Below are 13,873 nucleotides of genomic sequence, written 5' to 3' on the forward strand. Positions count from 1 at the left end.
AGAGGTTTTGCTCTAAATTATATCCCTTACATTTGTTCTGGTTAAACATTGTACTTTGTTGGTTATGTACTCGGGGCGATTGAATTTTTGCTCTTGATCGTATTGCTAGTACATATTCAGTTTGGCTGCTGATCTGTTATCGATTTTTGGCTTGATGCAGTTGAATAAGCACTTAGGTGCATAATTTATAGATATATAAAAGGATTAAAGGAATTAAGCATGAATCCGGTTTTGAGTTGTAGCGGACTCGCGCTGACATTTCTTCTTTTGCTTGGGTGTACACAAGACACGCAGACAAACGATGAGTCAGGAAAACAATTAGATCCTGTGTTGGTAGAATACCCTGTGGTGTTTTTGCGGCGCAGTGCCAGCTATTCGGTTGACGAGCAAACCATTCAAGCCAGTCATGAGTTTTTAAACCCTACTAAATTTAATCCTGGTGCTGCTATTTGGCTTAAGCACAATGCTTCGGTTTTATCTAAAGCGACAAATATCAGCGATGCTTTTTTTCAACAGTATTTTGGCGAAAATGCTGTATTCGATATTAAAGATTTAACCTTAGCGCCAAATGGTGATGAGTTACTTTTTTCGTTAAAAGTGCAATTTTCTGGTGATGATGTAGCAGAGTTAAACGAGCAACAAACCTGGAATATTTGGTCGTATCAACATTCGAGTAAAAGTTTTTATCCAGTTATTGAAAATGCCGATGTAGCTAATTTAGCCGATGATTTTTCGCCTAAATATTTACCCGATGGTCGTATTGTTTTTGCATCTACCCGTCAGCAAACATCAAAAGCTTTGTTGCTGGACGAAGGCAGGCCACAGTATTTGGCTCAGAATGATAGACGGAATGCGACTTCGATAAACCTGCACGTGATGGACGATTTAGGCCAAAACATTCAGCAAATCACCTTTAATATGAATCACGATTTGTATCCGCATGTTTTAGACGACGGCAGCATTTTATACAACCGTTGGGATACAAATGGTAATAATCGCATCAGCTTGTATCGAGTAAATCCTGACGGTAGCGAAAATTCTTATGTTTATGGTTGGTCTACCGAGCAACATAGTATCAATGAAAACTTAGAGTTACCCAGCCGTTTTCGTCGTTTTATCAATATGGATGATGGCAATTTATTGTGGTTAGCCGAGCAAGAAGGCGATGGCGATTTTAAAATCATTCCTATGCTACTAAACATCACTGATTATGTTGAAGACAATTTAGATATAGCAGCAGAAGAAGTTGAAACAACATCAACGCAAAAATACCCGCTGCTCAGCCAATTTAATTTTGACTTCAATTTAGTAGATGAAAACTTAAGCGCTTATTCGGGTCAACTGGCCGATCTGTTTCCGATGCAAGATGGCAGCGGCCGTTTGTTATTAAGTTTGAGTTTATGTCGGGTTATCCACCAAGAAAAAGTAAAAACTTGCCAACAAGTTAAAGATGTAGATGCAGAGGAATATCAATTAGCGCCGCCAGCCTATGAGTTATGGTTGTACGATCCAACCAACAAAACTCAGCAGTTAGTCAATCGCAGTACACCAAGCGCCCAAACAGAGCAAACCGATCAAAGTGAATCTACTAACCAAGTAGTAAATCAGATTATTGAACAAGCTTTTGTGATGCAGCCTTATGTAGCGCCAGCGATTAAAAATACAGATGGGAATATCTCGCCAGAGTTGGCCGCGGAAAACTTGGGGGTGCTAGATATTGCAAGTGTGTTTGATATGGATGGAGAGCTTGATTACGGCAGTTCAATAGCACAATTACAAGATTTAACCTTACACAACCAAAATGATATGCCGGTGAAAATGGTGCGTTTTATTCGTGGTGTGCCAATGCCACCGCGCGATGTCCGTAATGTCCGAGGGACTGATTTTGGCCGTAGCTCAGGCCAACTGATGCGCGAAATTATTGGTTATGCGCCAATTGAGCCAGACGGTTCAGTAAAAGTTACTTTACCGGCCAATACACCTTTTATGCTGAGTTTGGTGGATGACAATGGTCAACGTATTGGTAGACGCCATCAGCATTGGATAAGCTTAACCGCAGGTGAAACGCTAACTTGTACTGGCTGTCATGACAGAAATACCCCATCAACCCATGGCAGGTTAGATAGCCAAGTTGAGCCAATTAATTTGGGGGCTGCAGTAAGTGGTGCATTTAATGGCGGTAAATCAGAATTAGTTGCAGAAATTGGCGAAACAATGGCACAAACTAAATGGCGACATTTAGGCGCTCAATTTGTTAAAGCGGATATGCAGCTGACGGATGTTTGGACAGACACAAGCAATAGTGCAGCGCAGCCAGTGCTAGAAGAAATAAACTTAGTTTATGCAGACTTACAAACGCCACAACCTGAAGGTGTGGTTTGTTTTAGCCAATGGCAATTTTATTGTCGAATTTCAATTAATTACCCGTGGCATATTCAGCCTATTTGGGATTTATCGCGCGAAGTTTTTGACCCTACAACCCTAGATGATGAAAACCCAGTAGTGATAGGTAACAATCAATGTTCCGCCTGTCATTCAACTCAAGATGCAGATGGTTTAGCACAAGTGCCGCCAGGTCAATTAGACTTAAGCAATAGTGCTTCAACTGAGCAAGCGCGTCACTTTACCAGCTATCGAGAGCTGATGTTTAACGATGTTGAACAAGAAGTAGTGGACGGTATTTTGCAAGATAAACTTATTCAACAAACCGATGGTGACGGCAATCCAGTATTTGAATTGGATGAAGATGGAGAATTAATTTTAGACGAAAATGAGCAACCTATTCCTGTATTAACCACCATTGCTGTGCGTAATATTCTCTCTACAGGTGGGGCGCGCAGTAGCGCAAGATTTTTCCGTTTATTCAGTGAATTTGATGTTGATACACAAACCGTTGATCATAGAAATATGCTTAGCCCAGCAGAGTTAAGACTGATCTCTGAATGGTTAGATTTGGGCGGTCAGTATTACAACAATCCATTTTATCCTCAATAAAGGAATAAAAGTTAACTATGCAAAGTATGGATAAAATGATTAAACAATTGGCACTGCTTTTAATGGTGTTCTTGAGTGTACCTACCTGGGTAAATGCACAAACAACTCATAGTCAACAAGGCAATACGCTTGAAGTAAATGTTGCGTTTGTTGAATTACATTCAGGCCCTGGCTGGGCATATCCAGTGACTAATGTCATTGAAAAAGGTGAAAGCTTAAGCATTGAGCGCAAACGTGGTGCTTGGATAAAAGTAATAGACAGGCGTAAAAACCAAGGTTGGGTGCATATAGATGCATTTAAACAACTAACCACAGCAACACAAAAAATATCTGACTTAGCAATCAGCCAAGATGATTATTTAGCGCGTGATTGGGAAGTCGGTGTATTGTTTGGGCAAATGCAAGAAGCAACCTATTACAGCTTAAATTTGAGCTACCAGTTTGACACTAGTGTTGCCGCTGAGCTAACTGCAGGTAAAGTTTTAGGGCAAAGCTCTAATAGTGATATTTATAGTTTGCAACTGACTATGCATTTGTTTCCTGACTGGACGGTAACACCATATGTATCAGCAGGTGGTGGTTATATGCATATTCAACCGCACTCAGTATTAGCGCAGGCTGAAACTCGTAGCCATACGCTGATGTTAGCGGCGTTTGGTTTGAAATATCATTTGGCAAGAAACTTTGTCATTCGCGCTGAAGCGGAGCAGGCTTTGGCATTAACAGATCGTGATTTAAATGAAGATTTAACCATATGGAAACTTGGGATAAGCGCATTTTTCTAAACAAAATTTTGCCAATGGTTTGTGTGTTGGCAATGATTGTGTTTGCAACACAAGTGCAAGCTGCAGATGAGCAAACAACTCGCGAGATAACGTTAGATAAGCTCGACGATGAAAATTTTTCTATTGGTGTGCAGGCTGGCTTTTTAAGCATTGAAGACTTTGGCTCAGACTCTTGGTATCAAGCCAATTTAAGTTATCACTTAAACGAGTTCTTCTATTTTAAAGCTAATTACGCGCAAGCCGAAGCTGGCTTAACTAGCTTTGAAAAGCTCGCCAATGTGTCGCCTTTGTTGGACGACGAACAAAGAAAACTGAAATATTATGGGTTAAACGTCGGTTATAACCTAATGCCAGGTGAAGTGTTTATCACTCCTGAACTTGCATTTAATAGTGCATTTTCCTTCGAATTAGGTGGCGGTAACGTACAATTTGCTGGGCAAGACCAATTTGCATTGTCGATTGCGAGCCAATTTCGAGTATTTTTAACCGACTGGCTTGCATGGGATATCTCAATGCAAAACTTAATTTTTGATACTCAAATTACTGGGGTGAATAAAACCACTCACAACTTGAGTTTTAATAGTGGATTTTCAATTTATTTTTAACGGGTTGCAAAATGACTTTAGCGATTAATAACTATCTGAATAAGTTAACAAAAAGCTTCAAAGCTGCGGTTGTATCTATCAGTTTATTGGCTGTGGCAAACAACGCATGGGCATTAGAAGAAAACCAACCAGCACCAGATTTCACATTAAAAACGGTTGCTGGTAACAATGTCAAACTGTCTGAACAAAAAGGGCAAATTATATTGCTGAACTTTTGGGCATCATGGTGTGGCCCTTGTCGAAAAGAAATGCCAGCGCTTGAAGATTTACACCAGCAATTTAGTGATTTAGGCGTTGCTGTTTGGGGTGTTAATGTTGAGCAAGATCCAGAGCCAGGCAAAGGCTTTTTAAAAGAAATTGAAGTGTCTTTCCCTATTATGTTTGATAGTGAAAATAAGGTCACTGAAGCATACGAGGTTGCCGCTATGCCAACAACAGTGTTAATAGACAGAGATGGTAAAGTAAGAGCCGAGTTTAAAGGATATAAAGCAGGTTATGAAAAGAAATATGCCAAAGCAATTAAGCAGCTTATTCGTGAATAAACTTGCCTTGGTGGTTTTGTTGATAAGCTGTGGCACTCTTTCAGGCTGCAGCTCAATAAAACCTTGGGTTCAGCCGTACGAGCGGCAAAATTTGGCTGATCCTATTATGAGTGCAAATCGACATGGCATCGCAGCAAGTCATGCCGCGCACGTATACGAAGCTAGGGAATCTGCACGTGGTGCAGAAGGCACAGGAGGCGGTGGTTGTGGTTGTAACTAAACGCCTGCTCAGCTTCATTCAGTTATTATTGATCACTTTGTTGTTCTCAAACACGGTTAAAGCTGCAGTTTTAGAAGACGATAAAGTTGAAGTTTTGTATCACAGCTATGAAGGGGGCGGCATGAAAATTGACGGCCCTGCAGTGCTTATTCGCAAAAAAGCTTCTGAGTCATTTGCTGTGAGTGCCTTTTATTATGCTGACACCATAAGTTCGGCTTCTGTTGATGTAATGAGTACCGCCAGCCCATATGAAGAAGAGCGCGATGAACTAAATTTAGGCTTTGAATACCTAAATAACAAAACTCAAATGACCTTATCACTGCGCCAAAGTGAAGAGGACGACTATTTAGCCCAGTCAGTTAGTTTAAATGTCTCGCATGATACTTTTGGCGATCTAACAACCGTTCAACTTGGCATTTCGTATGGGGATGATGAAGTTAAACGCAATGGTGACGATAATTTTTTAGCGCAAACCCAACATTACAAAGTCCGCGCTGGTATAAGCCAAATTTTGACCGCCAATTTAATTGCCAGTTTTGAAGTAGAAGCCATCGCCAACAATGGCTTTTTAAATAATCCCTATCGAGCTGTACGTTTTGTTGATGAAGAATCAGAATCAGGTGTGGGTTACCAACCAGAGGTTTATCCAGAAACGCGTAACTCTCTAGCTGGTAAATTATCACTACGTTATTTCTTGCCTTGGCGAGCTGCAGTTTTGCTCAGTTATCGCAGCTTCAAAGACAGCTGGGATATACAAGCGTCTGATTACGAAATCTTATATCGCCAACCCATTTTTACTGACTGGGAATTTGAATTAAAAACCCGCCAGTACGAGCAAACTCAAGCAGAGTTTTATCAAGATTTATACCCATATCGCAACGCACAAAATTACTTAGCTCGAGACAAAGAGCTGAGTGAATTTACTGATACCACAGTTGGTGCAAGTTTAACTTATATTGTACCTAAAGCTTACCAACCCTTTGATTGGCCAGCAGAAATGAGTGTGCAATGGGACAGAATTGATTTTGATTATCACAATTTTAGAGATCTACAACAGCAAGCGCCGATAGGCGAAGAGCCTTTGTATCAGTTTTCCGCTGATGTTGTTCGTGTGTTTGCCAGCATTTATTTTTAAAAGATAAGCCCAAAGGCAAGGAACAGGATATGAAAATGTATAAGCAGTTACTAAAAATAGCCTTGGTGGTTAGCAGCCTAAGTTTTGCTAGCGGTTTTTTTAACTTAGCTATGGCAAATAACAGTGAGTTAAATCAATCTATTCAAGACCTAAAACAACAAGTATTAGAGCTTAATCGCAAACTGTTTATATTAGAAGAAGATTTATTGTTTCCTGCAAGTAACCAATTGGCTGTGTTTATCTCACTAGATGTTGGCCAATTTTTTAAACTAGACAGTGTAGAACTTAAATTAAACGACCAACCCATTGCAGGCACTTTATATACTGACAGGCAACGTACAGCACTTGAACAAGGTGGTATTCAAAAACTCTTTATTGGCAATATCAAAGAAGGTGAACATAGCTTAACTGCGTTTTTTATAGGTTTAGATAAACAAGGCAATAACATAAAAAAAGCCAAACAGTTTAGTTTTGAAAAGTTTGATGAAGCTAGCATGATAGAGTTTAAGCTGGTGGACGATACAGGCAGCCAACAAGCTAAAGTTGAAGTGGAAGAGTGGGTTCTATAAATATGGATTTGCGGCGCGGGATACGCTTTCAAATAGATAAATTGCCAGATGAAAGTTTGCAAGTAACGAGCTCACAAGGCTTTCGCTTGCTCACCAAGCTTAAGCAAATTTTGCGCGTAAAATATGCTCTAACACCTTGGTTATTATTAAGCTTGTCTCTCAACCACGCCGCAACCTCAAATGTATTCGCCGATGAAGCACTAGCAAACAATACGACCATGCCTAATAAAACTGCAATGGCCGATAAAGTTTATCGCCAAGCGCAGTATTTACAACAAGTGGGTGAAGTATCCAACGCCGTTGTTTTATTAGAAAAATTTAGCCACAAACAACTTAAACACGATCAGTTATTGGCTGAGTTATACTTACAGCTAAATATGCCATGGCAAGCACAAAGCAGCATTCAACAATATCAATTTGTGCAAACCGATAGCCGCAGCAAAACCCAAGCATTATTGGCGGATGTTTTTTTAGATTTAACCCAAGTTGCACTCAGCCAAAAAGACTTAACCAGCGCAAAATTCTATTTAGAGCAAATTAACCAGCCGCAACAACTTAGTAACAGTCAGCAAGCTTTGTACTTAAATTTGGCCCAAGTGATTTATTGGCCAAACATGGGCTCAGACAATGAACAACTAGCTGAATTAATTGTGGCTAACAACGTAAAAGCTGATAAAGAAAATATTAACCTAGCGGATTTAACCAACCAACTTAACCAAGTGGTGTATCAGTATCAGCAGCAAAACTATCAACAAGCAGCTACAAAAATAACCGTTTGGTTTGCTCGAGTAAAAGATTTCAAGCTAGATGGTTCAGAGCAAAATAGCTCGTTGCAAACGAGTCCACGCAAAACTTTTGAAAACCTAATCGCTTACGCCACTATAATTCGTAGCCAAATTTCTTTCGCCCAAGGGCAATTTAAGCAAGCAAAACAACAATTAGCAAGCTTTGCCCGCGATAATGCATTTAGCCAACATGCATTGTATTTGTATGCATTAACTTTGATGCAAATGGGCGAGTTAGCCGCTAGTGAAGCTGCGTTGAACTTGCATAAACAAGAATTTGGCATCAGCCACTATTATTGGTTTAACATGCCATTACTTGCACAAAAATGGCAACAGCAGCAAGAATATGTTCGCGCTTTTAATGTTTATCAGCAACTTGAAGCAGAAATAAATCAAGCACTTAAACAGCTGCCTAATTCGCAACAGCAAATGTTAGTTGCGGATTTCTCTCAAGCATCATTAACCAACTCTGTTGCTAAGCAAGATATTTGGCAGGGTTTAGCTATGCAGAATAATCAGGTAGCTGGAGCAATCCAATTAGTAAATCAAGTAAGTCAATTAGATGAGTTGTTAGCTGCTCTTAAATTAAAAATTGAATGGTTTGACTATTTGCTTGAGGTACAACAAAAACGCTTTACCCGTATTGCTGATTCAGTGCAACAAGCAGAACTGCAGCAACAGATTAGTCAACTAACAGATAAATTAACTGTATTTAACCAACAGCTTGTTGTCGTTGATAACATTGGTACCAACACCGCTGATTCAAACCTACAGCAAACACCACTAGAGCTGTTAAATCAATTAAACAAAACATTAGACCCGCAACAAGCAAAGTGGTTAGCTGATTTTAATCTTAGTCAGCAAATTATCGACAGCCTCCCAAATGAAAAGACAGATGAGAATAAAGATGCAAAGAAAAAAGCGCGTTACCAACAAAGACTAGATAAAGTTGCGGCAGTTTTGTATTGGCAAGTAAATCAACAATTACCTGAGCGCAGTTGGCAGTATAAAAAGGCATTGTCGCAAATTGAAAAAACTTTAGCCGAGCTTAATCAGCAACAACAAAGGTTACAAAGGTTAACCAGTGAGCAGTTTAAACTTAATCAGTACAAAAGTGACTTTGCCCAAATTCAGCAAAGTTATCAGCAAATTGTGCAGCTAACCAAGCTGAGCAAACAGCAAGTAACTCAGCAATATCAAACAGAGGTAAAAGCTTTTTATCAGCAACAACATAGTATGTTGGAAAAAGCCTTGTTAACCACCCAACAAGCAATCGCTCATTTGTTAGAAAACTTACCAGAGCGAGCAGAGCTCAAAGAGCAAGCTGACCCAATAGAGTTAGGTCCAGCTGGGAGTGTCAATGATGTTTAAATTAGCGCGCTCTACTATAAAAATAGTTTTAAACCTTGCTGCATTAATTGTTTTGCTGAGTACCTTACAAGGCTGTGTCAGTACAGATGATCAAACGCAAGTTTCTTCAAAAAATAATAACGGCCTAGGCGCTTGGGTTAGTGTCAGCCAACAACAAAATCAACAAGCGCTAGATGAAGAAAAACTTTGGCAGTCGGCCTACAAACGCAAACAACAATTGGCTGATTTATATCAACAAATATTAACGGCCACGCCGGACAACAAAGTGGTTGAAGATATAAGGTATCGTTTAGCTGAGCTCTATACTTATCAAGTAGAGCAAGTTCAAGGCGATGAACTTGTTGCTAGTGATCTTGAAGATAACTCAGTGGCAGATAGCGCACAAAAGTCAAATGAGATGTTGCGCAGCAACATTGAGCGTTTTAAAGAATTATTAGCGAGTTACCCAAATAACAGTAATAACCCTAAAATTTATTACCAATTGGCTAAGTCATACAGCTTGCTGGGGGAAACCTTATTAAGTTTACAATCATTAGAAAAGTTAGCTGAGCTTTATCCAACCAGCCCGTACCTTGAAGAGGTTTATTTCCGCATTGGTGATATTTATTTCTCCCACAATAATTACCCAAGAGCGCGTGATGCATTGACGAAAGCTTTAGCTGTTGGCCAAGGTAAATATCAAAACAATGCCTTATATATGTTGGCGTGGAGTCAATTTAAGTTAAGTGACTATCAAAATGCTAGCCAGCATTTTATTAAATTAATTGTCCAAAGTGGTGAAGTTGCAAAGCTTAAACAGGGTGGGGCATCTTCCATGATAACGGATGCGCAGCGAGCGTTAATTTTACTGCTAAGTCAACAAGAAACAGGCCAGCAAGAAGCAACACCGCAACAAACAGAAAACCCACTGGTAGCGTTAATTGACCACGCGCAGCAACAAGGGCTAGACACAACTGAATTAGAGCCGATTTTGTATCAAAAACTCGCGCAGTTTTGGTTAGCCAAAGACCTTAAAAATGAAGCCTTGGCAACTTATCTAACTTATATAGAGCGCAAACCAGAGAATTTCGCTGCAGCTGAATTTTTGCTAGCAGTGATTGGCTTATACCCTGAAAATTCCACCAAAGCTTTTGCATACAAAGTGCAGTTTGTTGAAGACTATTTTGTTGGCACCAATGCATGGAATAAGTTTACCGACCAGCAGCAACAGCAAATACTCGCCAACTTAAGCCAGTTCAGTTTGTTAAAAGCGCGTCAGCTATATGCTACAGCGCAAGACACCTATTATGAGCTGGAAAAAGATGAAGTGGTTGCTTACAGGGCAGCTGCAATTTGGTTTGAAAAATACCTTTTAAGCCAGCAAAAATTAGCGCAGTTAAACTTAACCACTGATGTGCAAGATAAGTTAATTCAGCAACTTATGCTGGCAGCACAAGCTAGATATATCGCCAGCGATTATGTAGCGAGTATCGAACATTATCAAAAGTTAGTTCAATTACAGCCAGATAATGCAGACAGTTTATACAGTCTAATTATTGTTTATCAGCAAGCATTAAAACATCTTAATCAAGCGCAACCGCAGCAAAAGTTCACTGAGCTACAATTATCAAATTATTGGCGAGATTTTATCTCTTTGTATCCAGCTGATCGCCGAGCATTATATATGGCGCGTCAATTGGCCGACTACGCTTATGCTCAGCAAGATTTAGTTAGCTTAATCAGCCAGCAGCAATTTATTATTCAGCACTTAGACGCCAAAACCAAAGATAAACAACAAGCTAGCTTGCTGGTGGCTAATTTGCAATATCAATTAAAGCAGTATGTTGAATCAGAGCAAAGTTACCAACAAGCTTTGTTGTATATAGATAAAAATAACCAGAAAGATCTATTTAAGCAGACACAAAATTTAGTTGCTGCCAGTGCCTATTTTTATGCGCAAGCTTTGTTGGAACTAGAGCCAGAACAGGCAGCAAAGCAATTCTTAAAAGTGGCTGATTTGGCATTTAGCAATGAATATACCCAAAATGCGTTAACCCAAGCGGCAGATATTTTGATGGAACAAGTGGATAAAAGCCAAGGGGTAGCCGTGTTAAAACGTATTCGCAAACAATATCCAAATAGTGATTACGCCAAAGCTGTGCCAGCAAAATTAGCTAAAGTGTATACCGACCAGCAACAGTGGTCGCTTGCCGCTAAACAATTAGAATTGATTGCAAAAAATACCAATATAAAACAGCCTGAAGGTTACGAACTAGCGCGTCAAGCCCAATACACGGCTGCTGAATATTATGCCAAAGACAATGATATGGAAGCAGCGCGTTTAGCCCTTAGAACATACGCGCATAATTACCCAAAACCTTTTGATATGGCGCAAGAAGTTAGATTAAAAATGGCTGAGTTTTACACACAACCGCGTGATCTGAATAAAAAGTATTTCTGGTATCGAAAAATTGTTCAATTTCATAAAAAAGAAGCTCGTTTACATTCAGGTGAAGTGCTGCAACGCTCTGAATATTTAGCTAGCTTCGCCGCATTTGAACTGGCTAAGGCACATCATCAAACATTTGCTCGAGTTAAGTTGGTTGTACCTTTGCAACAAAGTATGGCGAAAAAGCAACAAGCAATGAAAGATGCGATTTATTATTATCAACAAGTGATGGATTTAGCTTTGATTGATTTTGTTCCTCAAGCTAATTTTCATTTAGCTGAGTTATATCGCACCTTAGCACGAGAAATTATGCAATCTGAACGTCCTGCTGAACTCGATGAACTGGCGCTTGAAGAATACGAATTAATTTTAGAAGAAGTTGCTTACCCATTTGAAGAAAAAGCCATTGAACTGCACCAAGTTAACTTAGCTCGCACTTGGACAAATCAATACGATGAATGGATAGCACAGAGTTTAGATAAACTTGCAGCCTTAGTGCCCGCACAATACAAACGCAGTTTAATTGAGGTGGATATCTATGAAGAGCTTAACTAAATATTTAGCAAATCCATCTTGCTGCGTTTTTCAGTCAGCTCTTGTCATGGTCGTGTTGCTATTAACTGGTTGTAGTTTAACGGCGGATAAGACTGAGCAAGTTGCTGCAAACAATCAAACTGCTAACGAAAAAACCACTACTGATAACAGTTCTACCGACTCGCCAAAACAGAGTGTAGAGTCATCGGAATCTCAACTTTCAGAAACGACAGAAACACCAGACGCTCAAACAACCAAATCACTAAAAACGCCTGAGCAATTAGCGTTAGAACAAGCTGCTGCCCAACAGCAGGCTGAAAAACTTGCACAGCAGCAACAGCAAATTGAAGATTTGTATAAACAAGCGTTAGACGCAATGCGAGCGCAAGATTATAAACAAGCGGAAAGTTTATTCGAACAAATACTACAGCTAAACCCTAAACAAACAGGTGTGTTAATTAACTGCGCGATAATCGCGAAAAAACAACAAAACCTAGCTAAAGCGCAACAATTGCTTGAACAAGTTATAACAGAGCAATCAAACCATGCGCACGCACAGCATTTGTTGGCAACGGTTTATCAGCAACAAGGTATTTTTGATAAGGCAGAACAAGCCTACAAAGATGCGTTAAAAGTCGAACCAGAATTCAAACAAGCCATGCTTAATTACGCTGTGTTATTGGATTTATATCGGGGTGACTGGCAGGGCGCAAAACAATATTACCAAGCTTTTTTGCAGCTAGAGCCTGATAACAGGCAAGTTAAAATGTGGTTAGCTGCAGTAGAACAAAAAGCTGCAGCGGCGCAGCAAGGGCAGGGGTAGTCGATGAACAAGAAGTTATCAATAGTCGTAAAACTGATTGCTGGCCTTGTGCTGTTTACTGTTTTCACAAGCATTAAATCTGTATCAGCAAATCAGAACCCTAATTCAGCCGCCAGCTCCACCAGTTCTGGCAAAAAAGTTGTTATTAATAGCCAGGTAAAAGGTGAGCAAGCACAGCCAAATGTTTTATACATAATGCCTTGGCAAAATATGACGCCAAATATTCAAATTAATCAACCGAAAACACAACTGGTGTTACCGCAACTCACACCAGTTTATTTTAATCAATTACAAGCAATGAGCAGTTCGGCGAAAGGGAATGCTCAAGCAAAATCAGACAACGCAGCACAGGAGTAAATAACAATGTCAGCACTTGACTCTATTATCCGATTTTTACAAGAAGGTGGTCCGTTTATTTATGTGATCGCAGCCGTATTAGTCACTGGGTTAGCCATTACCATTGAAAGGTATTTGGTTTTATCTTCAAGTTTAAAGGCCAACCGCATTGCGATGCGTAATTTGCATCCGAGTTTAAAGGCGGGTGATATTGAACGTATTAAACAGCAAGTTGCTCAGTCAGATGCGCAAGTGTCGCATGTGCTGCAAGCGGGTCTCGATCGTATGGCTGAAGTTAAACGCCGTGAAGATCTTGAGTATGCGATGGAAGAAACGGTTATGGAATATATGTTCCGGTTAGAAAAGCGCACACCTATGTTAGCGACATTGGCGAATATCGCTACTTTGTTAGGTTTATTAGGGACAATTATGGGCTTAATTGCTGCGTTCTCGGCGGTTGCAAATGCTGATCCGGCTGAGAAAGCTAACTTGTTGTCTTCAAGTATTTCAGTGGCTATGAATACCACTGCATTTGGTTTGATTACTGCTATTCCGCTTATTTTCTTTCATACAAATTTGCAGAATAAGACGGCGGAAATTGAGGATATGTTGGAGATGGCTGGCATCAAGTTATTAAATGGTTTGTCGTATAAGAAGCAAAACTCTGATTCTTAATTGCTGGGGTTTGGAGTGGCCGGCACGTTAAGCATTTGAGCATAATTATCGCAAAAACGCTGTAAATACGT

General features: G+C 39.9%; 12 protein-coding genes. All 12 read left to right on the forward strand.

The genetic code is table 11. The features are described 5' to 3' along the window. Positions 1-219: 219 nt before the first annotated feature. Genes DS2_RS18500 through DS2_RS18555 form a run of 12 tightly spaced genes read left to right on the forward strand, consistent with a single transcriptional unit; the run spans position 220 to position 13,802 of the window. The gene (locus DS2_RS18500; protein WP_051480013.1) at positions 220-2,994 is read left to right on the forward strand and encodes a hypothetical protein; all 2,775 of its coding nucleotides are present in this window, start codon (positions 220-222) and stop codon (positions 2,992-2,994) included. A gap of 17 nt (positions 2,995-3,011) precedes the next feature. Beyond that, on the forward strand, positions 3,012-3,779 hold the full coding sequence (locus DS2_RS18505) for an SH3 domain-containing protein (protein ID WP_035016532.1): 768 nt from the start codon (positions 3,012-3,014) through the stop codon (positions 3,777-3,779). Then, positions 3,749-4,384 (forward strand): outer membrane beta-barrel domain-containing protein, encoded by a 636-nt coding sequence (locus DS2_RS18510; RefSeq protein ID WP_035016533.1) that lies wholly within the window; start codon positions 3,749-3,751, stop codon positions 4,382-4,384. The genes DS2_RS18505 and DS2_RS18510 overlap by 31 nt, the downstream gene beginning before the upstream one ends. A gap of 11 nt (positions 4,385-4,395) precedes the next feature. Beyond that, entirely contained in the window at positions 4,396-4,926 is a 531-nt protein-coding gene (locus tag DS2_RS18515) for a peroxiredoxin family protein (RefSeq protein ID WP_035016534.1), read from the forward strand. Further along, entirely contained in the window at positions 4,919-5,146 is a 228-nt protein-coding gene (locus DS2_RS18520; RefSeq protein ID WP_035016535.1) for a DUF4266 domain-containing protein, read from the forward strand. The genes DS2_RS18515 and DS2_RS18520 overlap by 8 nt, the downstream gene beginning before the upstream one ends. Continuing rightward, positions 5,133-6,281, forward strand: coding sequence for a DUF3570 domain-containing protein (locus DS2_RS18525; RefSeq protein WP_035016536.1), 1,149 nt, complete (start codon positions 5,133-5,135; stop codon positions 6,279-6,281). The genes DS2_RS18520 and DS2_RS18525 overlap by 14 nt, the downstream gene beginning before the upstream one ends. A gap of 29 nt (positions 6,282-6,310) precedes the next feature. Further along, positions 6,311-6,850 (forward strand): AraC family transcriptional regulator, encoded by a 540-nt coding sequence (locus DS2_RS18530; protein ID WP_035016537.1) that lies wholly within the window; start codon positions 6,311-6,313, stop codon positions 6,848-6,850. A 2-nt stretch (positions 6,851-6,852) separates the two neighbouring features. Further along, a complete protein-coding gene (locus DS2_RS18535; protein WP_035016538.1) occupies positions 6,853-9,006 on the forward strand; it encodes a hypothetical protein in 2,154 nt (717 codons plus the stop codon). Beyond that, entirely contained in the window at positions 8,996-11,989 is a 2,994-nt protein-coding gene (locus tag DS2_RS18540; RefSeq protein ID WP_035016539.1) for a tetratricopeptide repeat protein, read from the forward strand. Before DS2_RS18535 ends, DS2_RS18540 begins: the two co-directional genes overlap by 11 nt. Further along, entirely contained in the window at positions 11,973-12,791 is an 819-nt protein-coding gene (locus DS2_RS18545; RefSeq protein WP_035016540.1) for a tetratricopeptide repeat protein, read from the forward strand. The genes DS2_RS18540 and DS2_RS18545 overlap by 17 nt, the downstream gene beginning before the upstream one ends. A 3-nt stretch (positions 12,792-12,794) precedes the next feature. After that, positions 12,795-13,148: a hypothetical protein gene (locus DS2_RS18550; RefSeq protein ID WP_035016541.1), complete on the forward strand. Its 354-nt coding sequence runs from the start codon at positions 12,795-12,797 to the stop codon at positions 13,146-13,148. 6 nt (positions 13,149-13,154) lie between these two features. After that, positions 13,155-13,802 (forward strand): MotA/TolQ/ExbB proton channel family protein, encoded by a 648-nt coding sequence (locus DS2_RS18555; RefSeq protein ID WP_035016542.1) that lies wholly within the window; start codon positions 13,155-13,157, stop codon positions 13,800-13,802. The last annotated feature ends 71 nt before the right edge of the window (positions 13,803-13,873 follow it).

Source organism: Catenovulum agarivorans DS-2 (assembly GCF_000568405.1).
Taxonomy (GTDB): Bacteria; Pseudomonadota; Gammaproteobacteria; order Enterobacterales; family Alteromonadaceae; genus Catenovulum; species Catenovulum agarivorans_A.